Consider the following 23,420-nt stretch of genomic DNA (forward strand, 5'->3'; position numbering starts at 1 on the left):
TTGCTCGGTACTTTTTCTCACAATGTTCTCTATTGTCTGCCGCCTTTCTCGGGCGAACGGTACCGGTATGGCATTGCTCGTGTGGCTAAGTTCATTCCGTCGGCGGCCGCCAGGTCTTTTACGCCGGGCCGCCGGGTACAGAGCATAGCCGCATTGCCTGCGTGGTGTTTATTCCTTGGCCAGATGCAGATTGTCGATCAGGCGGGTCTTGCCCAGGAAGGCGGCGCCCAGCACCACCAGATCGTGGTCGTCCGCAGTCGCCGGACGCAGGGTCACGGCATTGCGGATTTCCAGATAATCGGGGCGAAAGCCAGCAGCTTCGAGCGCTTTCTTGCCATCGTCGAGCAACTGCACGTGGTTCTGCTCGCCATTGTGAACGGCGTCTGCGATCTGTTTGATGACACGGTACAGTGCCGGTGCCGCAGCGCGCTCGGCTTCGCTCAGGTAACCGTTGCGCGACGACAGCGCCAGGCCGTCGGCGGCGCGGACAGTAGGCTCGCCGATGATCTGGATCGGCATGTTCAGGTCACGCACCAGCGCGCTGACCACGGCCAGTTGCTGGAAATCCTTCTGGCCGAAGATGGCGATGTCCGGCTGCACCATGTTGAACAGCTTGCTGACCACGGTGGACACACCGTCGAAATGCCCCGGGCGGCTACCGCCACACAGGCCCTCGGAGACGACCGGCACGCGCACGATGGTCTGGTCGGCCATGCCGTGGGGGTACATTTCCTCGACCGTCGGCGTGAATAGCAGATGGCAACCAGCCTGCAGCAGTTTTTCCTGATCCGCCGCCAGGGTGCGCGGGTAGGTGGCCAGGTCTTCATTGGGGCCGAACTGCAGCGGGTTGACGAAGATGCTCGCCACCACGAAATCGGCGCGCTGCGCGGCCTTGGTCACCAGCGCGGTGTGGCCGCTGTGCAGGTTGCCCATGGTGGGCACCAGCGCGATACGTTTGCCTTCGCTGCGGGCGCGGGCCACGGCGGCGCGCAGTTCGCGAACGGTTTTGACTGTGTTCATGCCGAGAATCCGTGTTCTGGAGCGGGGAAGCTTGAGTCTTTGACGGCGCTGACATACGCGGCGATGGCCGACTGAATGTCTGGCTGGCCGATCATGAAGTTCTTCACGAACTTGGGCACGCGACCGCTGATGGACAGGCCGAGCATGTCGTGCAGCACCAGCACCTGGCCATCGACCGCGCTGCCGGCGCCGATGCCGATCACCGGAATCTTCACCGCGTGGGTGATTTCCTGCGCCAGCTCGCTCGGCACGCACTCGAGCAGAATCATCGCAGCGCCCGCCTGTTCCAGGGTGATGGCGTCGGCGCGCATCTGCCGGGCCTGGGCTTCCTGACGCCCCTGCACTTTATAGCCGCCCAGCACGTTGACCGCCTGCGGCGTCAGGCCCATGTGCGCGCACACCGGAATGCCACGCTCGGCCAGCAGGCGAATGGAGTCGGCCAGCCACGCCGCGCCTTCGATCTTGAGCATGTGCGCGCCGGCCTGCATCAAGGCGGCGCTGTTGGCGAAGGTCTGCTCGGCAGTGGCGTAGGACATGAACGGCAGGTCGGCGAGAATCAGCGCGCCCTGGTTGCCGCGCTTGACGCTGGCGACGTGGTAGGCCATTTCGGCGGTGGTGACGGGCAGCGTGCTGTCATGGCCCTGCAGGACCATGCCCAGCGAGTCGCCGACCAGCAGCACTTCAACGCCGGCCTGGCTGGCGGTGTGGGCGAAGGTTGCGTCGTAGCAGGTAAGCATGGTGATTTTTTCACCTTTCTGCTTCTGACCCAGCAGGGACGTAACGGTGATATCTGGCATGAAAAAGTCCTCGTTCAGGCGCTGTGAACACTACGGCGAGCAACGCGTGATTCATTCGTAAGACACAGGCACACCGTCGTTTCGCGGCGTTTGAAAAAGCCTGTTCTGCGCCTTGGGGCCGGTCTCCCGGCGTTGGGACGCTTATCTTCGTGAGGAGGGGGCGGGAAGTCAATTGCGGGTGTTACCGGTTTGGTCGGGATGTTACCGCGGGCGTCACCGTACCGCTTTTGATTCTGCCCGGAGGGCGTAGGAGCTTGGCTTGCCAGCGATCTGGCGCGCAGCGGCAGCGAAACCTGACGATTCAATGTACCTGACACGATGAGGTGTCTGATTCTACTACCGCTTCGCGGCAGATCGCCGGCAAGCCGGGCTCCTACGCCCTTCGGGCAGAAGCGGCTAGAGTCGCTCCAGCCCTTCGAACGGGCAAGCCGCCAGCAGGTCATCCAGCGCGCGGCCATCGGCCAGGATCAGGCCCGGTGCCAGTTCGGCCAGAGGGTAGAGCACGAATGCCCGGGCATGCATGTGGTAATGCGGGACTTTCAGGCGCGGCTCGTCGATGACCCGGTCATCGAACAGCAGGATGTCCAGGTCCAGCGTGCGCGGCCCCCAACGTTCCAAGCGCTCGCGACCCTGGCCGTTCTCCACACCTTGCAGCGCATCGAGCAGCGCCAGCGGCGCCAGGCCGGTGTCCAGCGCGGCGACGGCGTTGGTGTAACGCGGCTGACCGGGCAGCAGCGAGTCGCTGACATAGAAAGAAGAAACGCCTGACAAGACAGTCTGCGGCAATTGCGCCAGCGCCTTCAGCGCTTCACGCAGTTGCTCGGCGGGATCGGCCAGGTTGCTGCCCAGGCCGATGTAGGCACGTTCCATGTTCATCGCCCCGGATCACTCCCCTGCGTCGGCGCCAGCATGCTTGCGCTTGCCGCCACCGCTGCGGCGACGCTTGCGCGGGCCCTGACCGGCGGCTTCAGGCTTGTTGCCCAGTTCGCGGATCATCTCGCGGCGCCCGGCGTCGTTGGCGTCCTGGTAATCGGTCCACCATTCGCCCAGGCCATCGGTTTCCTCGCCCGCGCTCTCGCGCAGCAGCAGGAAGTCGTAACCGGCGCGGAAGCGCGGGTTGTCCAGCAGCAGGTCGGCGCGCTTGCCCGAACGGCGTGGCAGGCGTTCCTGCATGTCCCAGATCTCGCGGATCGGCAGGGTGAAACGTTTCGGGATCGCGATCCGCTGGCACTGCTCGGTGATCAGGATGTGCGCCGCTTCCTGCATCGCCGGAATCGGCGGCATGCCGCGCTCTTGCAGGCGCAGCACCAACGGTGGCAGGGCCGGCCAGAGCAGGGCGGCAAACAGGAAGGCCGGCGTGACCGGTTTGTTCTGTTTGACCCGCAGATCGGTGTTGGCCAGGGCCTCGCTGATCAGCGTGTGGGTGTAGGTCGGGTTGTGTTCCAGCGCGTGGGACGCGGCCGGGAACAGCGGATCGAACAGTTCCAGGTCCACCAGCATCTCGAAGGTGGGCTCGGCGTTGCCGGACAGGAACAGCTTGAGCACTTCCTCGAACAGGCGCGCAGCCGGGATGTCGCGCAGCATCGGTGCCAGCGGGCGAATCGGCATGGCGCTGTGCTTCTCGATGCCGAAATCCAGCTTGGCGGCGAAACGCACGGCACGCAGCATGCGCACCGGGTCTTCCTTGTAGCGCTGTTGCGGATCGCCGATCAGGCGGATCAGGCGATTGCGGATGTCGTGCACGCCGTTGGCGTAGTCGAGCACGCGCTCGGAGACCGGGTCGTAATACAGGGCGTTGATGGTGAAGTCGCGGCGCTGGGCGTCTTCTTCCAGGGTGCCGTAGACGTTGTCGCGCAGGATCCGCCCGCTTTCGTTGCGCGAAGACTGGTTGCTGTCTTCGTCGTCTTCATCCTGCGGATGGTTGGCGCGGAAGGTGGCGACTTCGATGATTTCACGGCCGAAATGAATGTGAACCAGCTTGAATCGCCGGCCAATGATGCGCGCGTTGCGAAACTCCGCCCGCACCTGTTCAGGCGTGGCGCTGGTGGCGACGTCGAAGTCTTTCGGGGTGATGCCCAGCATCAGGTCCCGTACACAGCCACCGACCAGATAGGCCTGATAGCCGGCATTTTGCAGCCGCTCGACGATATTCACCGCATAACGGCTGAACTGATTGCGTTGCAACGAATGCTGGCTGCTGCTGAGCACTTCAGGCGTTGTGCGCGTGTGTTGCTGCGGCTTGGTGCGCAGAGGGGTACGGAATGACTGGAACAGCTTCTTCAGCATGGGATGCACTGTTTGAAGGAATATTCGGCCAATGACGAAGAATGACCGCATGATGGGCGGGGATTCTAGCATTTAGTCGATCAATGGTGTAGGACGCAGCGCGATCGCCGCCTAGAGGCAGGTATTGCGAGGGTAAGGGCTTGTTCTGGAAGGGAATTTTCTGCTGGAAGCTACTGGGGGAGCCGAAGCTCCCCCAAAGTGCGTGCTCTTATTTTTATTGTCTGTTGGGCTTTTTGTTTTTGTTGAGTGCCCAATTCACGGCTTAACGCCTGTGAAACCTCCCAATCGGGAGTCAAGAGCAAACGGATTGCTTTGGTCGCTGTGCTGCAGTAATCGTTCGATCCAACCAGTTCAGGCGCTACCTTGGTGGTAGTTTTTTGTAGTTCTCAGCCTGGTTGCGGGACGAATCCCGAATGCAACGCCTCTCCAAAAGAATCAGTTAGCTGCGCCTCCGCCGTCTTGTTCTTATTATGCGTGAGCCGATACGTCTTGTTTTTATTATGGTTTTTTTGCGGGTGACTGATTTTTGTTGTTCTTGTACGAATACATATAGCAGGACGCGTGCCAACTTTTGCGAAACACGCCGCAGCCCTTTAAAACCGGGGGTGTGGCAAATCGACGCTATTTTCGTGTAGCCAAAAAAAACCGGGACTACGTTACCGTACGCCCCGGCTTTTGTTACGTGCAGCTTTTGAGGTAACAGTTTTTTCACAACCCGCGCAGGCCACGTGCCAGAGCCTTGCGCGCAAGATTTTTGCTCAGGTTTCGCTGGCCACACCGGTCTTGCGACGCGGAATGCCCAGGCGTTGACGGCGTTCCCATAGGCACTTGCGGCTCACGCCCAGCTTGCGTGCCAGTTCGGTCTCGGTCATGTGGTCCTGATGCTCGAGCACGAAGTGCTGGAAGTAGTCCTCCAGCGACAGGTCCTCGGTCGGCTCGTGGGCGGTGGAGGTGGCGCTGGCCGGTTGTGGCGTCAGGCCGATGAACTCGTCCACGTCCAGATCGCTCAGCTCGATGTCGATGCCCAGCAGGTCGGCGGAGATTTCCGGGCTTTCGCACAGAATCACCGCGCGTTCCACCGCATTTTCCAGTTCGCGCACGTTACCCGGCCAGGAATACTGACGAATCGCCTGCTCGGCATCGGGGCCAAATTTCAGGTCGTTGCGGCCGGCCTTGGCGCTCTGGCGCGCCAGAAACGCATTGGCAATCTCGTTGACGTCGGCGCCACGCTCGCGCAGGGCAGGGAGTTTCAAGGCGATCACGTGCAGACGGTAATAAAGGTCTTCACGGAACTGCCCGACCTTGGCCAGGCTCTTGAGGTCGCGGTGGGTCGCGGCGATCAGGCGCACATCGACCTTCTGTGACTGCACCGAACCGACGCGACGGATCTCGCCTTCTTGCAGCACGCGCAGCAAGCGCGCCTGCGCTTCCAGCGGCAACTCGCCGATTTCGTCGAGGAACAGCGTGCCACCGTCTGCCGCTTCCACCAGGCCCGCGCGGCCTGCGCTGGCGCCGGTAAACGCGCCTTTCTCGTGGCCGAACAGTTCGGACTCGATCAGGGTTTCCGGGATGGCGGCGCAGTTCACCGAAATCATCGGCGCCTTGGCGCGGCGGGAAAGGTTGTGCAGGGCGCGGGCGACCAGCTCTTTACCGGTCCCGGACTCGCCCTGGATCAGTACGTTGGAGTCGGTCGGCGCGACTTTGCGGATCTTGCCATAGAGGTCCTGCATCGGCGGGCAGGAACCAATGATGCCGATCTCGCCGTTGCTGTTGTCCGGCACAGGCTTGTCGGACGAGGGCTTGCTGGCGATGGCGGCGCGCTCGGCCTGCAGGCTCTGTACCGTTTGTCGGTCACGCAGGATACGCGAGACCGCCTGCAGCATTTCGTCGTGGTCGAACGGCTTGGCGATGTAGTCCACCGCGCCCATTTTCATCGAGTCCACGGCCGAGCGCAGGCTGGCGTAGCTGGTCATGATCAGCACCGGTTTGCCCTGGCCGAGCTTGATCAGCTCGGTGCCGGGGGCGCCGGGCAGGCGCAGGTCGCTGACGATCAGGTCGAACGAGGGGATGCTGAAACGTTCCTGAGCTTCCTGCACGGATCCGGCTTCACTGACCTGGTACTGATTACGTTCCAGCAGGCGACGCAAGGCAGAGCGGATAATGGTTTCGTCTTCGACGATCAAAATGTGCGGCATTGATTCGATTCTCTCGACGGTCTCAGTTCACAGCGGACGTCGCTTCGACATGTCGCGGTAATGTCACCCGAATACGGGTTCCGCGTTGTTGCTCGGGGTCAGCCGGGCTGTCGATGGTGATTTGTCCATAATGCTCTTCAACGATGGAATAGACCAGTGCAAGGCCAAGGCCTGTCCCTTCCCCCGGATCCTTGGTGGTGAAGAACGGTTCGAACAAGCGGTCCATGATTGCTTTCGGAATACCGGTGCCTTCGTCTTCGACGATCAGATCCACCGTATGTTCAGACGCTTCGCTCTTGACCCGGATCGCGCTGCCGGGCGGCGAGGCGTCGCGGGCGTTGGAGAGCAGGTTGATCAACACCTGGGCCAGGCGTTGCGGGTCGCCGTCGACCCAGTGATTGGGGTTGCACAGGTTATAGAACTGCACTTCGAAATTGCGCCGGTTCAGCGCCAGCAGACCAATGGCATCCTGGGCCACTTCGGCCAGGCACACCGCTTCGTCGGATTGTTGGTGGCCGCCGGCGTGGGCGAAGCTCATCAGCGACTGGACGATGCGTGACACGCGTTTGGTCTGCTCGATGATCTGGCTGCTGATTTCGGTCAGTTCGCCATCTTCTTCGCGCTCTTCGCGCAGGTTTTGCGCAAGGCAGGCGATGCCGGTGATCGGGTTGCCGATTTCGTGGGCCACGCCTGCGGCCAGGCGGCCGATGCTGGCCAGACGCTCTGAGTGCACCAGCTTGTCTTCCAGCATCTGGGTGTCGGTCAGGTCTTCCACCAGAATCACCAGGCCGCTGTTACCGGGCGCGAGCGGCTCATCGATGGCCGCCTTGTGCAGGTTCAGCCAGCGGGTCTGGCCATCCAGCGCCAGGCGCTGTTTGTGCAAGTGTTCGTCCGGGACGTTGATGAAGCCCAGCAGCAGCTGGCGCCACGGGTCGACGATGGTTTCCAGGCGCGAGCCGACCACGCGCTGGGCGCCGATCCCGGTGAGTTCTTCCATGGCCTTGTTCCACATCAGGATTTCCTGATCCTTGGCCAGCGAGCAGACGCCCATCGGCAGCTCTTGCAGGGTCTGGCGGTGGTAGCGGCGCAGGGCGTCGAGCTCGGCGGCCAGGCCGGTGAGGCGCGAGTGGTAGTCCTCGAGGCGGCTTTCGATGAAGTGGATGTCTTCGGTGACGTAGTTTTCGCTGCCGGATTTGTAGGGCAGGAAGGTTTCAACCATGTCCTGGGCGACGCTGGGGCCCATCAGGCCGGACAGGTTGGCTTCGATCCGGTCGCGCAGGCGGCGCAGCGCATAGGGCCTGCGCTCGTCGAAGGGCAGGTAGAGATCACGCAGCGCTTGCTCGACTTCCTTCTGCGCTGCCTTGGCGCCCAGCGGTTTGGCCAGTTGCGTGGCGAATTCCTGCGGCGAGACGGCGTGCAGTTCCCGGCGCTGTGGACGACGCACGTTGTCCACGGCGCAGGCCTCGGCGGCGCTGGCTTCTTCGGCGCTGGGGTTGCTGAACAGGGAAATCAGGGTGAACACCAGCACGTTGGCCGCCAGCGAGGCGATCGCTGCCATGTGCCAGCTGGTGTCATCCAGCACGTAAATCATGTTCAGCAGCGGAATGTAGAAACCCTGGAAGTTGCCGATCAGCGGCAGCAGCATGCTCGCCAGCCACACCACCACGCCTGCGATCAGGCCGGCCATGAAGCCCCGGCGATTGGCCGCCGGCCAGTATAGTACCGACAGCACGCCCGGCAGGAATTGCAGGGTGGCGACGAAGGCGACGATGCCCAGATTCGCCAGATCCTGCTTGGCGCCCAGCAGCAGGTAGAAACCGTAGCCGGCCATGATGATCGCCACGATCAGGCCGCGACGGGTCCATTTCAGCCAGCGGTAGATGTTGCCTTCAGCGGGAGGCTGATAGAGCGGTAGAACCAGGTGATTGAGCGCCATGCCCGACAGCGCCAGGGTGGTGACGATAATCAGCCCGCTGGCGGCTGACAGGCCGCCGACGTAAGCGAGCAGGGCCAGCGCCGGGTTGTGGGCGGCGATGCCGATGCCCAGGGTGAAGTATTCGGGGCTTGTGGTCGCGCCCAGTCTTAACCCGGCCCACAACACCAGCGGCACGGCCAGGCTCATCAGCAGCAGAAACAGCGGCAGGCCCCAGCTGGCGCTGACCAGTGCGCGGGGGTTGAGGTTTTCGGTGAAGGTCATGTGATACATGTGCGGCATCACGATCGCTGAGGCGAAGAACACCAGTAGCAGCGTGCGCCACGGGCCTTCCTGCAACGGTGTGTGCAAGGCGGCCAGGGCGCTCTGGTTCTGCAACAGCCACTGTTCGAGGCTCTGCGGGCCGTCGAACACGCCATACAGCGCATAGAGGCCAACGCCACCGATGGCCACCAGTTTGATCACCGATTCGAAGGCGATCGCGAACACCAGCCCTTCGTGTTTCTCCCGCGTGGCGATGTGCCGCGAGCCGAAGAAGATGGTGAACAGTGTGATTAACACGCAGAACGCCAGTGCCACATAGTTGCGCACCGGCTCGCGGGTGAGGATGCCGATGGAGTCGGCCACCGCCTGAATCTGCAGGGCCAGCAGCGGCAATACGCCGATCAGCATGAAGACCGTGGTCAGCGCCCCGGCCCAGGTGCTGCGAAAACGGAACGCGAACAGGTCGGCCAGCGACGACAGTTGGTAGGTCCGGGTGATCTTGAGAATGGGATAAAGCAGCACCGGCGCCAGCAGAAACGCGCCCGACACCCCCAGGTAACTGGACAGAAAGCCGTAGCCGTATTCGTAGGCCAGCCCCACCGTGCCGTAGAACGCCCAGGCACTGGCATAGACGCCCAGCGACAGGGTGTAGGTCAGCGGGTGGCGAATGATCCAGCGCGGGATCAGGCCGCGTTCGCTGATCCAGGCAACGCTGAACAGCGCCAGCAGGTAGGCGGCGCTGACCAGAATCATCTGGGTCAGGCTAAAGCTCATCGGCATCTCGTTGGCTCTGCAGAATGAAAGTCACCACGATCAGGATCAGCCACAGCATGTAAGGCCGGTACCAGGCACCTGTCGCGTCGATCCACCAGTCCATGATGGCGGGGGAGAAAAGGTAGATGCCCACCACCAGGAGCAGAACCAATCGGTAGATATACATTTGGCCTCCCAGGTTGACTGACCGACAGATGAGGAGCGGCATGGTAACGGATGGCTATCAGGCTGCAAGCGACGTTTCGGCCAGCTTTGTACGGCAGTTTGGAGCAACCGCTCTAGGTCAGTCTATTCGAGCTTCTTCGATGCTGCCGACCCGAGGAATCAAATCGGCGTTCCAGTGGGCGATTGCCCAGTCCAGCACCTCGCGTGGCGTGCCGAACGACATCTGCTCCGGCGCGGGCTGGCCCAGTGCACGCAAGGCCCGCAGCAGCAAGGGTGTTGCCTGGTCGGCGGGCAGCGGCGGGGAGCGATAGGATTTGCCCAGCTTGTGACCGTTGGGCTGGGTGATCAGCGGCACATGTAAATAGCGCGGTTGCGGCAGGCCCAGCAGTTCCTGCAAGTAAAGCTGGCGGGGCGTGGAGTCCAGCAGATCGGCGCCGCGCACGATGTCGGTGACGCCTTGCCAGCCATCGTCGAGCACCACGGCCAGTTGATAGGCGTAGAAACCGTCGCGGCGGCGGATGACGAAATCGCCGACATCACGGCCCAGATGCTGGGCGAACGAGCCCTGGACCCGGTCCTCGAAGCGATATTCGAGCTCGGGCACACGAATGCGGATCGCGGCGTTGTCAGGCGAATGCCCGGCGTTGCGGCAGAAACCCGGGTAAATGCCCTGGAAATCTTCCAGTTGCTTGCGCGAACAGGTACAGGCGTACGCCAGACCGTGGCTGAACCAGCGGTTGATGATAGCCTGATAGGCGTCGTGGCGGTCGCTTTGCCTGACCAACTCGCCGTCCCATTCGAAGCCGTAGCTCTCCAGCGTCTTGAGAATCGCCGCCTGTGCGCCGGGCTCCTCGCGGGGCGGGTCCAGGTCTTCCATGCGCATCAGCCACTTGCCGCCTGCCGCGCGCGCATCCAGATACGACGCCAGCGCCGCGACCAGCGAGCCGAAGTGCAGATAACCGCTGGGGGTTGGCGCAAAGCGCCCTATATAAGGAAGGGATTTCATGGATGCCTCACAGACCCCAAAAACAACAAAAGACGCCGAAGCGTCTCTTGTCTTGCGTCAAAGCCGGATCATTTACCGATCTGCTTTTCCTTGATTTCCGCCAGCGTCTTGCAGTCGATGCACAGGTCGGCCGTCGGACGGGCTTCCAGGCGGCGCAGGCCGATCTCGATGCCGCAGGATTCGCACCAGCCGTACTCTTCGTCTTCGATCAGTTGCAGCGTCTTGTCGATCTTCTTGATCAACTTGCGCTCACGATCACGAGCACGCAGTTCAAGGGCGAATTCTTCTTCCTGACTGGCACGGTCTGCAGGGTCAGGGAAGTTGGCCGCTTCGTCCTTCATATGATCAACGGTGCGATCGACTTCCTGCATCAAGTCCTGTTTCCACTTGTTCAGGATCTTGGTGAAGTGAGCGCGCATGGGCTTGCCCATGTACTCCTCGTCCTTCGTCGTGACGTAAGGCTCGAAACCACTAATCGTTTGGTTGCTTTTTTGCTTTTCTTCGGTGGGCATGAACGGACAGCCTCTCACTCTTCTAAGCCATTGCGCAGGGTAAAGATCCATCGCCGACGCCTGCCGGCCCTGCGGCTGCAAGCGGGCGAACTTACCAGATCGAATCGGAGCGCGCTACTCCCGGTTGTCGAGCATGGCTCTACAACGCGCCCGTGAACTATGACCACGGCCAAAGCGCCCGGTTTTATATTATTTTGCGGTGCCATCAGTCTAGCCCCCCTTGGAAACTCCACCGGGATTTGCGGATCATCGGCTGCGATCGTTACATGTGGTGTCCGATAGTGCTGTAGCCGGGCAGGCGGTTGGGTAGAATCGGGCGATCGATTCGACACCTGCAAGTAAAAGGAAGGCCCATGCCCCAGCCCTACAGTGCGCGCAGCCGCGCCATCGAACCCTTTCATGTCATGGCGCTGCTGGCCCGCGCCAATGAACTGCAGGCGGCGGGGCACGATGTCATCCACCTGGAAATCGGCGAGCCGGATTTCACCACCGCCGAGCCGATCATCAAGGCCGGGCAGGCGGCACTGGCGGCCGGCAAGACCCGCTACACCGCCGCCCGTGGCCTGCCCGAGCTGCGTGAGGCGATCTCCGGGTTCTACGCGCAACGCTATGGCGTGGATATCGACCCCGAGCGAATCCTGATCACTCCTGGCGGGTCCGGCGCGCTGCTACTGGCGTCCAGCCTGCTGGTCGATCCGGGCAAGCACTGGCTGCTGGCCGACCCGGGCTACCCGTGCAACCGCCACTTCCTGCGGCTGGTCGAAGGCGCAGCGCAACTGGTGCCGGTGGGGCCTGAGGTGCGCTATCAATTGACGCCGGACCTGGTGGCCCGCCACTGGGATCAGCACAGCGTCGGCGCGCTGGTCGCGTCCCCGGCGAACCCGACCGGCACCTTGCTGCATCGCGACGAACTGGCCGCGCTGTCAGCTTCGCTCAAGGAGCGCCACGGGCACTTGGTGGTGGACGAGATCTACCACGGCCTGACCTACGGGACGGATGCGGCCAGCGTGCTGGAAGTGGACAACGATGCCTTCGTCTTAAATAGCTTTTCAAAGTATTTCGGGATGACCGGATGGCGCCTCGGCTGGCTGGTTGCACCGCAAGCGGCTATCGGTGATCTGGAGAAACTGGCGCAAAACCTCTACATCAGCGCACCGAGCATGGCGCAGAGTGCGGCGCTGGCCTGTTTCGAGCCGCAAACCCTGGAAATCCTCGAACAACGCCGAGCCGAGTTTGGCAAACGCCGGGACTTTTTGCTGCCCGCATTGCGCGAATTGGGCTTCAATATCGCCGTCGAGCCTGAAGGCGCGTTCTATCTGTACGCCGATATCAGTGCATTTGGCGGCGATGCGTTCGCTTTCTGCCGGCATTTTCTGGAAACCGAGCACGTGGCGTTTACCCCGGGCCTGGATTTCGGGCGCCATCTGGCAGGCCATCACGTGCGCTTTGCCTACACCCAGGACTTGCCGCGTCTTCAGGAAGCGGTCGAGCGAATCGGGCGCGGACTGCGGAGCTGGCAAGGCTGATGCGTTTCTCTCCTCAACTCGAAGAAGCTCGCCTGCTGCAACGTTACAAGCGTTTTCTGGCCGATATCGAAACCGCCAGCGGCGAGCGCCTGACCATCCACTGCCCCAACACCGGCTCGATGTTTAACTGCATGATGCCCGGCGGGCGCGTCTGGTTCAGCCGCTCCAACGACCCCAAGCGCAAGCTGCCGGGCACCTGGGAAATCAGCGAGACCCCGCAAGGGCGCTTTGCCTGCGTGAACACCGGGCGGGCCAACAAGCTGGTGGAGGAGGCGCTGCTGGCGGGCGTCATCACTGAATTGAACGGCTTTACCGGCTTGAAGCGCGAAGTGGCCTACGGCCAGGAAAACAGTCGGGTGGATTTCCGCCTGGACTACCCGGACGGCTCGCTGTTTCTTGAGGTGAAAAGTGTCACCCTGGGTTTCGACGACAGCGCCGTTGCGGCCTTCCCCGATGCTGTGACTCAGCGCGGCGCCAAGCACCTGCGCGAGCTGGCGGCGCTGGCCCGTGAAGGCGTGCGCGCCGTGCTGCTGTATTGCGTGAACCTGACCGGCATCGAGGCCGTGCGCCCGGCCGAGGAAATCGATCCGGCTTACGCCACCGCCCTAAGAGAGGCCGTGGCGGCGGGCGTGCAGGTCCTGGCCTATGGCGTGGAGCTGACGCCGGAAGAGGTGCGGGTGAACAAGCGGCTCGAAGTGCATCTGGATCAGCTCACGCCTGCGCTGGCAGATTGACCCAGACTCCCTGAGCGTCTTCGCCGGCCGCGATCAGGTTCAGGGATTTGCCCTCGCAGGGCCCGGCGATGCATTCCCCGCTTTCTATGAGGAACAGCGCACCGTGGGTCGCGCACTGGATCAGGCTGGCGCTGTCGTCCAGGAAACGGTCCGGCTGCCACTCCAGCGGGATGCCGCGGTGCGGGCAGTGGTTTTCATAGACATACACCTGCCCGCTGCGGCGCACCGCCAGCAGTTTCACGCCATCGATATCGAAGCCACGGCTGCTTCCCTCGGCCAGTTGATCGCTGTTACACAAGTACTTCAGCTGAAACTCCTTCGCGCTTGACGCGCAAATGCAAATAATTATCAAATTGCCCGGCTGTCGGCAGCCGCCTAGTCTGACAGCTCTGCAATCAAGGCGTCGATTTTGCCGGGCCAAAGGCGGGTTCACAAAAGGCCAGGCCGCCGCGTTCCTTTCCTCTCAAGGACTTTTTCCATGCGCTTCGTTGCCAAGCTGACTGCCGTTCTGACCGGGGTTCTCTTCACTCATCTGGCACTGGCCGACTCGCAGCAACCCCAGCGCTGGGTCAGCGCCGGCGGTGCATTGACCGAGTGGGTCGTAGCACTGGGCGGGCAGCCGCATCTGGTGGGCATCGACACCACCAGCCAGCATCCTGAATCGATCAAATCCCTGCCCAGTATCGGCTACCAGCGTCAGTTGTCGTCCGAAGGTATCCTGAGCCTGCGTCCGAGTATTCTCGTCGGCACCGAAGAAATGGGTCCGCCGCCTGTGCTGGAACAGCTGCGTGCAGCGGGTGTGAAGGTCGAAGTGTTTTCCGCCGGCGCTGATGTAAGTGCGTTGCAAGGCAACCTGCAAAAACTCGGCAAGCTCTTGGGGGACGAAAAACAGGCGCATGAAGCGGCCGAGCGCTATGTGCAGCAACTGGACAGCCAGCATGACTGGGTGGCCCGTGCGCAACAGCATCAAACGGCGCCGGGGGTTCTGCTGCTGGTCAGCCATGCCGGCGCGGCGCCGATGGTCGCAGGCGCGGGCACCGTGGGTGACTGGCTGATCAAGCAGGCTGGCGGTCGCAATCTGGCGACACATAATGGCTACAAGATTTTCTCTGCCGAAGCGATGACCGGGCTGAACCCGGAAGTGCTGATCTTCACCGATCGTGCGCAGAACGGCGCGGCCCGCGAAGCGTTGTTGCGGGAAAACCCATTGCTGGCGGCGACCCAGGCAGGGCGTAGCAACCGCCTGTTCGAAGTCGACCCGACCCTGCTGGTCGGCGGCCTGGGCCCGCGACTTCCCGAAGCCATGAAGGCGCTCTCGAAAGCCTTCTATCCTGCAGACTCATCACTCAATGCCAAGGTGACGCCTGCTCAATGAGGGTTCTGCTCAAACCGCGCACGCTGTTCGTGCTGCTGACGCTGGCCTGTGTGCTGGCGATCTGGCTTTCGTTGGCGCTGGGCCCGGTCAGCCTGCCGCTGGTGGATACGCTACGCGCCGGCCTGCGTCTGCTCGGCGCGCCGATTCCCGGAGATAACCTGCAACAGGCCGAGCTGATTCTCGGCCAGATTCGCCTGCCCCGCACCTTGCTCGGCCTGGCGGTCGGCGCCGTTCTGGCGTTGTGCGGTGTGGCGATGCAGGGATTGTTTCGCAACCCGCTGGCCGATCCCGGGCTGGTGGGCGTTTCCAGCGGCGCCGCCCTAGGCGCGGCGTTCGCCATTGTCATGGGCGCTTCGCTGGGCGGTCTGCCCGAAGGTTTCGCGCCTTATGTGCTGTCGGTCTTCGCCTTTGCCGGGGGCCTTGCGGTGACTGGCATCGTCTATCGCCTGGGCAGCCGCAACGGGCAGACCAACGTGGGCATCATGCTGCTGGCAGGCGTCGCGATGACGGCGCTGGCGGGGTCGATCATCGGCCTGTTCAGTTATCTGGCCGATGACGCTGCCTTGCGCACCCTGACGTTCTGGAACCTGGGCACGCTCAATGGCGCCAGCTACGCGCGGCTCTGGCCTTTGCTGTTGGTGTGCGTGTTGGTGATCCTGTGGCTGCCACGGCGGGCCAGCGCGCTGAATGCGCTGCTGCTTGGCGAATCCGAGGCGCGTCACCTGGGCATCGAAGTCGAAAGGCTCAAGCGCGAACTGGTGCTGTGCATTGCCCTGGGCGTTGGCGCTGCAGTCGCAGCGGCCGGGTTGATCGGTTTTGTCGGGCTGATCGTGCCGCATCTGGTGCGTCTGCTGGTCGGCCCCGATCATCGCGTGCTGCTGCCCGCTTCAGCATTGGCGGGCGCGAGCCTGTTGCTGTTCGCCGACGTGTTCGCGCGTCTGGTGCTGGCGCCTGCCGAACTGCCCATCGGCATCGTCACCGCGTTCATCGGCGCGCCGGTGTTCCTGTTCATGCTGGTGCGGGGGCGGACCTGATGATGAAGGCGCAAAACCTGTCGGTGCATCGTGACGGCAAGTCGGTGCTCGCTGACATCGACCTGACCCTGCAACCGGGTGAAATGCTTGGCGTGCTGGGGCCGAACGGTGCTGGCAAGAGCACGCTGCTGGGCGCATTGTGTGGGGAGTTGAAGACCACGCGCGGGCAGGTCTGGCTCGATGACCGGCCGCTGGCGCAATGGACCGGGCAGCAACGGGCGCAGCGCCTGGCGGTGCTGCCGCAGACCTCGACCTTGAGTTTTGCCTTTACCGTGCGGGAAGTCGTGGCCATGGGCCGGTTGCCCCACGACAGCGGGCAGCAGCGCGACGACGAGATCGTTCAGCAAGCGCTACAGGCCGCCGATGCCGGGCATTTGCAGGCGCGCAGCTACATGGCGCTGTCTGGTGGCGAGCGCCAGCGAGTGCATCTGGCCAGGGTGTTGGCGCAGTTGTGGCCGGGGGAGGGCGGCAAGACGCTGCTGCTGGACGAGCCGACCTCGGCGCTCGACCCGCTGCATCAGCACACCACGCTGCAGGCGGTGCGTGAGTTCGCCGATCGCGGCGGCGCGGTGATGGTGATCCTGCATGACCTCAATCTGGCGGCGCGTTACTGCGACCGGCTATTGTTGTTGCAGGCGGGGCGTGCGCACGCGCTGGGCACGCCTGAAGCGGTGCTGGTGCCGGACTCGCTCAGGCAGGTGTTCGGCCTGGAGGTGCTGGTGCAGCCTCACCCGGAGCGGGGGCATCCGCTGATCATTGCGCGCTGAGTCGCGTTTTGCCGGGCGCGCAGCCTGTAGGACCCAGACAAGGAGGTGCTGTGCGTCGTTATCTGTTGCTGTTGGTGCTGTCCTTGGCGAGCGCATGCCAGTCCTCGCCGACGTTGCCATCCCTTCCACCCTGGCAGAGCCCCGAGGGGCGAGAGCATGTGGACCTGGGCGTGATACGGGATCTGAGCAACGGGCACGTACTGACACCGCAGCAGTTGGTTCGCCGGCTGGCTGGCGCGACACGGGTGTTGGTCGGCGAGCAGCACGACAATCCGGATCATCACGCGCTGGAGCTGTGGCTGCTGCAAGCGCTGGGCGATCAACGCCCGCAGGGCAGTCTGCTGCTGGAAATGCTCACCCCCGATCAGCAAGCCCGCGTCGACAGCGCGCAGCGCGATGTCCGCCGCGGCCAGGCGCCTGCCGACTTGCCCGCCGCGCTGGGCTGGCAGAAAGGCTGGAACTGGGCGCTGTATGGCCCGGTCGTGCGTTATGCCCTGCTGCAGCTTTATCCGCTGCTGTCGGCCAATCTCGCCCCGGCCGAGGTGGGCGCGATCTATCATCAACGCCCCGAACTGAGCGGCACTCTTTCCACGGCAGATTCAGTTCGCAACGTGCTGCTCGCGCAGGTACGTGAATCCCACTGCGGCATGCTCCCGGAAGACGCCTTGCCCGCCATGCTCGCCGTGCAACAGCAGCGTGACAGGCGCATGGCCCGGCGGGTCATGGAGGCACCGGCCCCGGCGCTGTTGTTCGCCGGCAGTTATCACGTGCGCAAGGACCTCGGCGTACCGCTGCACATGGCCGATCTGGGCAGCGATGAGCGGCCGATCGTGCTCCTGCTTGCGCAAGTGGGCAGCGAAATCCCGCCAAGCAGTGCCGACTACGTCTGGTTCACGGCGGCGCTGCCCGATCAGGATTACTGTGCGCAAATGCGCGCGCCGTCGCGTTGAGCGCGCTCCTGCGAACTCCCCGCCGAGCAATGGATAGTTTGAAGGCAATGTCCTTAGGAACCTTCTGATAGTCATGTAGGCGAGTTCTTAACCGTTCCCACAGTCCGCCACGCGCCCTCGCGCTGGATTATCGTCGCTGCCCCAAACGTAAGGAGCGACGACATGAAGATTACGGATGAATGCGATGTAACGATCGCTCAAACAGCCATCAGGCTGTTGGAGCTGACGTCGCTCAACGCGGACGACACCGCCGAGCGCATCGCCGCGCTGTGTAAAAGGGCGCTCACGCCCGTGGGCAATGTCGCCGCCGTCTGCGTGTTGCCCCGATTCGCGGGCCTTGCGCGGCGTACGCTGGACACGCTGGGTGCTCGCGAGGTCAAGGTCGTCGCGATGGTCAACTTCCCCAATGGTGGTGCGTGCGTCGCGACCGTCGAGTCGGAAACTCACGCCGCCATGCTCACCGGCGCTGACGAAATCGATCTGATCTATCCCTTCAATGCGCTACTGGCAGGTGACCGGCAGATCGGCGCGAAGATGATTGCAGCCTGCAAGGCCAAGTGCGGCAGCCGCGGGCAATTGACCGTGACCCTGGAAACCGGTGTGCTGGATGATCCGCAGATCATTCATGGCGTCTGCCGCGTTGCGATTGGCGAGGGGGCGTCGTTTCTCAAGACCAGTACCGGGCGGCAAATTGTCGGAGCCACGCCGCAGGCTGCGCGGATTTTGCTGGAGTCGATTGCCGAGCGCAGTTATCTGGTGGGGCTGAAGGCGTCCGGAAATGTCCGATCGCTGGCGCAGGCAAGATCCTACATCGAGATGGCGCAGAACCGGTTCGGCCCGATGTGGCTGGCGCCCGAAAGAATGCGCCTGGGCGCGGCGAGCCTGCTCGATGACCTGCTGCAAGAGCTGGGCGTTTGCCCGTGAGGGGCCTGTGAGAAATCGCAGGCAAAAAAAGACCCGGCAAAATGCCGGGTCAAAAACCGTGATTAGCCTGATGAGGAGATAATCTGAGAGTCCGAACCAAGGAGCCTTTCAGGTTACCAGCCAGTCTCGCGACTGGATGTGATAATCATAGTGATTCTCATTTGTAAGTCAACAGGCTTTTTCAAACTATTTTTCCGGGTGGGTTTTGCCGGCTTTCAGCGCTTCCAGATCGAGCTTGATCAACTGGCGGTTCAGCGAGTCCTTGAGTTCCTCGGACAGCTCGTACCAATGCCGGTCAAGCAGGGCACCTTCGATTGCGTACAGCAGGACCTTGGAGGTGCGAAAGCCGCGCGTCTTGACGGCGCGAAAGGCATGGATGGCGCCAATGCGGCGTAGATCGGCGGCGTTGTGGATGCCTGAAGCGTGAAGCCATTGGGCGGATGTCTTGCCCAGATTGCGCAGCGATTGCAGTTCGTCGTCCATGGTGACGCCTCCTGGCGGCGTGTTGCTCCGTATGAAATAGCCTCCCTGGCCTGGACAAACTGCGGGCGCAAGCCATGGAATGAGTGTAGGCAGCTGTAGGGCGGGGCAGAGGGGGCAGGCGCCGGACGGTAGGAAGGCAGGCGAGAAAACCGCCGAACGGCTCGGGCCCGGCATGTCCGTGCATGCAGGGCGCAGGCGAGAGTCTTGTGGGAAAGCTTGCGAATGTGTCAGCGGGTACGGTAACGCAGGCGAGTGCCGAAATTGACCGACATGAGAATTTCGTCAGCGCTCAGTTCGGAAGGAAAGTACGCCCCGGAGATCTGCGCATGGGCGATGCTCGCGCCTTCGAGGGAGGCTGTACGAAAGTCGACGCCGCGCAAGTCGGCAGAGCGGAAATAGGCATCGGTGAAGTCGATGTCCTCAGCGTTCAGCTCGCGCAGGTCCAGGCCGCGAAAGTCGCCGCCGGCCAGATCGATAGGGCCGTTCTTCGGGCGCTGGAGGTTGAAGGCTGTTACGTCATCTTTTCGCAGCAAGGCGAAAAGCGGTGAGTCGAGCTGCTTGGGCTGGGTCATCGTGGCGCCACCTTGTTGGATTTCTGGCGCCATTATAATGCCACTATTGTCGAGCCGTGAAGAGCGGCCTTCACGTCTCGATAACCGGTTCACAAAGTTGCGTTACAGCCCCGGCAAATACTGGCGAATGTCGGTTACCAGCTTGTCCAGATCGCCACTCAGGTTGGTCTCCACATGGCGGCTGCGCAGGGTTTCGTCTGCGGTCAGCGGCTCGCGGTTGGCCAGTTGGGCTTCGATGACTTCCATGGTGGCGTCGGACGGGTCGTTATTCTGCGCCTGACGCTGGGCCAGCCAGCCTTCGATTACAGCCTTGGGCGCTGAGCAGTCGAGAATCAGGAACGGCGCGCCGGTGGCTTCGGCCACCTGGGCGGTGGCCAGGCGCTGCTCGTGCTTGAGGAACGTGGCGTCGATCACCACCGGCAGGCCGGCGTGCAGCACCACCGCTGCCAGCTCGTTCAGGCGCTTGTAGGTCGCCGCGCTGACGTCGGCAGCGTAGAGGTCCTGGCTGTCAGCGAACAGGCGCTTGCGTTCGACGTCCGAGCGCAGGCGAATGGCGCCCAGCGCCTCGACCAGACGCATGGCCACGTGGCTTTTGCCAACGGCGGAAACACCGTGGGTGATGGCCAGGAAGCTGGAAGGGATGGCGCTGTAGCTCTCGGCTAGGTTGGCGTAGTTGCGGTACTGGCGCAGGGTGGCGGCGCGCTGGATGTTGTCGGTGTCCGGCTGCAGGCTGAACAGCGCAACCTTGGCGCGAACCAGCGCGCGGTACGCCTTGTAGAAATTCAGCAGCTCAAGGCCCGCGTAGTCCCCGGTGTATTCCAGGTACTGGCTGACCAGGCGCCGCGACAGGCTCTTGAGGCCGCGGTCTTCCAGGTCCATGGCCAGAAAGCCGATGTCGGCATAGACGTCGGTCATGCGGAACGGCTCGTTGAACTCGATGCAGTCGAAAATCACCACGTTGCCGTCGATCAGGGTGATGTTGCCCAGATGGATGTCGCCATGGCATTCGCGGATGAAACCGTCGGCCTTGCGCTGAGCCAGCAGTGGCTTGAGGCGTTCGAAGCTGGCGTTGGCCCAGGCTTCGAGCGCTTGCAGTTGGACCAGGTCGGATTTTTCGCTGAGGAACGGCAGAATCTGCTCGAAGTTCTGAGTGACCGGGGCCATCACGCTTTCGGGCGAACCCAGGACGTTTTCCGACAGCACGCGCGGCGCGCTCAGGTGGAACTCAGCGATTTGCCGGGCCATGTCGTCGATGTGCGCAGTGGTCAGTTCGCCCTTCGCCTGCAGGCTGCTGAGCAGGCCATCCTGCGGGAACTGGCGCATCTTCAGCACGTATTCGATAGCCTCGCCTTCGCCGCCCAGCTGTGGCGCCTCGGCAGTGCCGGTGACCGGCAACACTTCAAGATACAAATTGTCGGTCAGGCGCTGATTGAGCTTGAGCTCCTCGCGGCAGAAGTGCCCACGGGACTCCAGCGTGGTGAAATCGAGGAAGCCGAAGTTCATCGGCTTCTTGATCTTGTACACGTAGGGGCCAGTGAGCAGAACCCAGGAAATATGGGTCTCGATGACCTGAAACTGCTCCACGGGATGGGGAAACAGGGCAGGGTTTTGCAGAGCTGCGATCAGTGTCTGGCTCACGGACGGTCCTTGAAGGTGACAAGTCGATATTTAAAGTGTCTAAAGGCGCCATTATGGCCGCTCGGCGCGTTGGTGAAAACCGCCGCGAGGGTGGTCTGCCGATGACCCTGAAAGTGCGTATAATCCGCCGCCATGACTCGATCCCGTACTTCGAAAAAATCCCCCAAACCCGCCAACAGCCGCCTTCGCAGCCTGTTGGGCTGGGCCCTGAAACTCAGTCTTGTCGGGCTGGTCATCCTGGCCTGCTTCGCCGTTTACCTGGACTCCATCGTCCAGGAAAAATTCTCCGGCAAGCGCTGGACGATTCCGGCCAAGGTCTATGCACGGCCACTGGAACTGTTCGTCGGCCAGAAGCTGTCGCGCGACGACTTCCTGATCGAGCTCGACGCCCTGGGCTATCGCCGCGAAAGCGTGGCCAACGGCCCGGGCGCCGCGTCGGTGAACGGCAACAACGTCGATCTCAATACACGCGGCTTTCAGTTTTATGAAGGCGCCGACCCCGCGCAGCAGATTCACGTGCGTTTCTCGGGCGATTACGTCGCCGACCTGACCGCCGCCAACGGCTCCAAGCTGGCGGTGGCGCGTCTCGAGCCGTTGCTGATCGGCGGCCTGTACCCGAAAAACCTCGAAGACCGCATCCTGATCAAGCTCGATCAGGCGCCACCGTATCTGCTCGATACCCTGGTCACTGTCGAGGACCGCGACTTCTATCACCATTTCGGCGTCTCGCCCAAGTCGATCCTGCGGGCCTTCTGGGTCAACGCCTCGGCCGGCCAGATGCGCCAGGGCGGTTCGACGCTGACGCAACAATTGGTCAAGAACTTCTACCTGACCAACGAACGCAGCCTGTCACGCAAACTGACTGAAGCGATGATGGCGATCCTGCTGGAGATTCACTACAGCAAGCAGGAAATCCTCGAGGCCTACCTCAACGAAGTGTTTGTCGGTCAGGACGGCCAGCGTGCGGTGCACGGTTTCGGTCTGGCCAGCCAGTATTTCTTCAGCCAGCCGTTGTCGGAACTCAAGTTGCATCAGGTCGCGTTGCTGGTGGGGCTGGTCAAGGGGCCGTCCTACTACAACCCGCGGCGCAACCCCGAGCGCGCCCTGGAACGTCGCAATCTGGTCCTCGACCTGCTTGAACAGCAGGGCGTCGCCACGCCGGAAGCGGTGGCTGCTGCGAAGAAAATGCCACTGGGCGTGACCAAGACCGGCTCGCTGGCCGACAGCTCGTTCCCTGACTTCCTCGATCTGGTCAAACGCCAGCTGCGCCAGGACTACCGCGACGAAGACTTGACCGAAGAAGGCCTGCGTATCTTCACCAGCTTCGACCCGATCCTGCAGATGAAGGCTGAGTTGGCGGTGCGTGAAAGCTTCGCGAAAATGGCCGGCCGCAAAGGCTCGGAAGAGATGGAAACGGCGATGGTCGTGACCAACCCGGAAACTGGCGAAGTGCAGGCGTTGATCGGCAGCCGCCAGGCCGGTTTCGCCGGCTTCAACCGCGCGCTGGACGCAGTGCGCCCGATCGGCTCGCTGGTCAAGCCGGCCATTTACCTGACCGCGCTGGAGCGTCCGCAGCAATACACGCTGACCAGCTGGGTGCCGGACGAACCGTTCCAGGTCAAAGGCGCGGACGGGCAAATCTGGAAACCGCAGAACTTCGATCACAAGGCCCACGGCAACATTTTCCTGTATCAGGGCCTGGCGCATTCCTACAACCTGTCCAGCGCCAAGCTGGGTCTGGATCTGGGCGTGCCGAATGTCTTCAAGACTCTGAACAAGCTGGGCGTGACCCGCGACTGGCCGACCTTCCCGTCGATGCTGCTGGGCGCTGGCGCCCTGACCCCGATCGAAGTGGCGACCATGTACCAGACCATCGCCAGTGGCGGCTTCAATACGCCGCTGCGCGGGATTCGCAGCGTGCTGACCGCCGAAGGCGAGCCGCTCAAGCGTTATCCGTTCCAGATTCAGCAACGCTTCGATCCGGGCTCCATCTATCTGCTGCAGAACGCCATGCAGCGCGTGATGCGCGAGGGTACGGGCAAATCGGTGTACAACGTATTGCCAAGCTCGCTGAATCTGGCGGGCAAGTCCGGTACGACCAACGATTCGCGTGACAGCTGGTTCGCCGGTTTCAGTCAGGATCTGCTGGCGATCGTCTGGATGGGCCGCGACGACAACGGCAAGACGCCGTTCACCGGGGCCACCGGTTCGTTGCAGATCTGGACCAATTTCATGAAAAAGGCCGACCCGTTGCCGCTGGACATGGCGATGCCCGATAACGTGGTGCAGGCATGGGTCAATGCGTCGACCGGGCAGGGCACCGATGCCAGCTGCCCGAATGCGGTGCAGATGCCGTATATTCGAGGCAGTGAGCCGCAACCTGGGCCAACGTGCGGCGGGCCGACAGCGCCTGCCGAGTCGGTCATGGATTGGGTCAAGGGCTGGTTGAACTAAGCGAAGAGGGT

Annotated in this window: 21 protein-coding genes; 8 read left to right on the forward strand and 13 right to left on the reverse strand. The window is 62.6% G+C overall.

Going from position 1 to position 23,420, the window contains the following annotated elements:
• Positions 1-168: 168 nt before the first annotated feature.
• The 9 genes from panC to dksA all read right to left on the reverse strand — a co-directional run bounded on the left by panC (position 169) and on the right by dksA (position 10,952).
• Entirely contained in the window at positions 169-1,020 is an 852-nt protein-coding gene (gene panC / locus AC1MEK_RS28700; RefSeq protein WP_480399634.1) for a pantoate--beta-alanine ligase, read from the reverse strand.
• Entirely contained in the window at positions 1,017-1,817 is an 801-nt protein-coding gene (panB, locus tag AC1MEK_RS28705) for a 3-methyl-2-oxobutanoate hydroxymethyltransferase (protein ID WP_480399635.1), read from the reverse strand. The genes panC and panB overlap by 4 nt, the downstream gene beginning before the upstream one ends.
• A gap of 396 nt (positions 1,818-2,213) precedes the next feature.
• The gene (gene folK, locus AC1MEK_RS28710; RefSeq protein ID WP_480399636.1) at positions 2,214-2,687 is read right to left on the reverse strand and encodes a 2-amino-4-hydroxy-6-hydroxymethyldihydropteridine diphosphokinase; all 474 of its coding nucleotides are present in this window, start codon (positions 2,685-2,687) and stop codon (positions 2,214-2,216) included.
• A 15-nt stretch (positions 2,688-2,702) separates the two neighbouring features.
• The gene (locus AC1MEK_RS28715) at positions 2,703-4,103 is read right to left on the reverse strand and encodes a polynucleotide adenylyltransferase PcnB (RefSeq protein WP_480399637.1); all 1,401 of its coding nucleotides are present in this window, start codon (positions 4,101-4,103) and stop codon (positions 2,703-2,705) included.
• Positions 4,104-4,861: 758 nt separating this feature from the next.
• A complete protein-coding gene (locus tag AC1MEK_RS28720; RefSeq protein ID WP_480399638.1) occupies positions 4,862-6,298 on the reverse strand; it encodes a sigma-54-dependent transcriptional regulator in 1,437 nt (478 codons plus the stop codon).
• A gap of 22 nt (positions 6,299-6,320) precedes the next feature.
• A complete protein-coding gene (locus AC1MEK_RS28725; protein WP_480399639.1) occupies positions 6,321-9,275 on the reverse strand; it encodes a sensor histidine kinase in 2,955 nt (984 codons plus the stop codon).
• On the reverse strand, positions 9,259-9,435 hold the full coding sequence (locus tag AC1MEK_RS28730; protein WP_002552060.1) for a hypothetical protein: 177 nt from the start codon (positions 9,433-9,435) through the stop codon (positions 9,259-9,261). The genes AC1MEK_RS28725 and AC1MEK_RS28730 overlap by 17 nt, the downstream gene beginning before the upstream one ends.
• 117 nt (positions 9,436-9,552) lie before the next feature.
• On the reverse strand, positions 9,553-10,440 hold the full coding sequence (gluQRS, locus tag AC1MEK_RS28735; protein WP_480399640.1) for a tRNA glutamyl-Q(34) synthetase GluQRS: 888 nt from the start codon (positions 10,438-10,440) through the stop codon (positions 9,553-9,555).
• A 68-nt stretch (positions 10,441-10,508) separates the two neighbouring features.
• Entirely contained in the window at positions 10,509-10,952 is a 444-nt protein-coding gene (gene dksA, locus AC1MEK_RS28740; RefSeq protein WP_274134884.1) for an RNA polymerase-binding protein DksA, read from the reverse strand.
• A 353-nt stretch (positions 10,953-11,305) separates the two neighbouring features.
• On the opposite strand from dksA, the gene AC1MEK_RS28745 reads away from it, so the two are divergent.
• Together AC1MEK_RS28745 and sfsA are read left to right on the forward strand one after the other, a co-directional pair.
• Positions 11,306-12,478, forward strand: coding sequence for a pyridoxal phosphate-dependent aminotransferase (locus AC1MEK_RS28745; protein ID WP_480399641.1), 1,173 nt, complete (start codon positions 11,306-11,308; stop codon positions 12,476-12,478).
• Entirely contained in the window at positions 12,478-13,212 is a 735-nt protein-coding gene (gene sfsA / locus AC1MEK_RS28750) for a DNA/RNA nuclease SfsA (RefSeq protein ID WP_480399642.1), read from the forward strand. The genes AC1MEK_RS28745 and sfsA overlap by 1 nt, the downstream gene beginning before the upstream one ends.
• Here the strand turns inward: sfsA and AC1MEK_RS28755 are convergent.
• Positions 13,190-13,519: a Rieske (2Fe-2S) protein gene (locus AC1MEK_RS28755; protein ID WP_480399661.1), complete on the reverse strand. Its 330-nt coding sequence runs from the start codon at positions 13,517-13,519 to the stop codon at positions 13,190-13,192. The genes sfsA and AC1MEK_RS28755 overlap by 23 nt on opposite strands.
• Positions 13,520-13,690: 171 nt before the next feature.
• Here AC1MEK_RS28755 and AC1MEK_RS28760 point away from each other — a divergent pair, with 171 nt between their 5' ends.
• The 5 genes from AC1MEK_RS28760 (at position 13,691) to deoC (ending at position 18,262) form a co-directional block, all read left to right on the forward strand.
• Positions 13,691-14,587, forward strand: a complete 897-nt coding sequence (locus AC1MEK_RS28760) for a heme/hemin ABC transporter substrate-binding protein (RefSeq protein WP_480399643.1) — start codon at positions 13,691-13,693, stop codon at positions 14,585-14,587.
• A gap of 50 nt (positions 14,588-14,637) precedes the next feature.
• A complete protein-coding gene (locus AC1MEK_RS28765) occupies positions 14,638-15,621 on the forward strand; it encodes a FecCD family ABC transporter permease (protein WP_480399662.1) in 984 nt (327 codons plus the stop codon).
• Positions 15,621-16,388: a heme ABC transporter ATP-binding protein gene (locus AC1MEK_RS28770; RefSeq protein WP_480399644.1), complete on the forward strand. Its 768-nt coding sequence runs from the start codon at positions 15,621-15,623 to the stop codon at positions 16,386-16,388. The genes AC1MEK_RS28765 and AC1MEK_RS28770 overlap by 1 nt, the downstream gene beginning before the upstream one ends.
• 50 nt (positions 16,389-16,438) lie before the next feature.
• Positions 16,439-17,338 (forward strand): ChaN family lipoprotein, encoded by a 900-nt coding sequence (locus AC1MEK_RS28775; protein ID WP_480399645.1) that lies wholly within the window; start codon positions 16,439-16,441, stop codon positions 17,336-17,338.
• Positions 17,339-17,500: 162 nt separating this feature from the next.
• On the forward strand, positions 17,501-18,262 hold the full coding sequence (gene deoC, locus AC1MEK_RS28780) for a deoxyribose-phosphate aldolase (RefSeq protein ID WP_480399646.1): 762 nt from the start codon (positions 17,501-17,503) through the stop codon (positions 18,260-18,262).
• 186 nt (positions 18,263-18,448) lie between these two features.
• Here the strand turns inward: deoC and AC1MEK_RS28785 are convergent, their stop codons facing one another.
• The 3 genes from AC1MEK_RS28785 to AC1MEK_RS28795 all read right to left on the reverse strand — a co-directional run bounded on the left by AC1MEK_RS28785 (position 18,449) and on the right by AC1MEK_RS28795 (position 20,955).
• Positions 18,449-18,745 carry a TfoX/Sxy family protein gene (locus AC1MEK_RS28785; RefSeq protein ID WP_480399647.1) on the reverse strand — a complete coding sequence of 99 codons (297 nt, stop codon included), beginning with the start codon at positions 18,743-18,745 and terminating at the stop codon, positions 18,449-18,451.
• 227 nt (positions 18,746-18,972) lie between these two features.
• The gene (locus tag AC1MEK_RS28790) at positions 18,973-19,317 is read right to left on the reverse strand and encodes a pentapeptide repeat-containing protein (RefSeq protein WP_480399648.1); all 345 of its coding nucleotides are present in this window, start codon (positions 19,315-19,317) and stop codon (positions 18,973-18,975) included.
• A 102-nt stretch (positions 19,318-19,419) separates the two neighbouring features.
• On the reverse strand, positions 19,420-20,955 hold the full coding sequence (locus AC1MEK_RS28795) for a bifunctional aminoglycoside phosphotransferase/ATP-binding protein (protein WP_480399649.1): 1,536 nt from the start codon (positions 20,953-20,955) through the stop codon (positions 19,420-19,422).
• A 132-nt stretch (positions 20,956-21,087) separates the two neighbouring features.
• On the opposite strand from AC1MEK_RS28795, the gene mrcB reads away from it, so the two are divergent.
• Positions 21,088-23,409: a penicillin-binding protein 1B gene (gene mrcB / locus AC1MEK_RS28800; protein ID WP_480399650.1), complete on the forward strand. Its 2,322-nt coding sequence runs from the start codon at positions 21,088-21,090 to the stop codon at positions 23,407-23,409.
• Positions 23,410-23,420 lie beyond the last annotated feature (11 nt).

Source organism: Pseudomonas sp. 2, assembly GCF_056627435.1.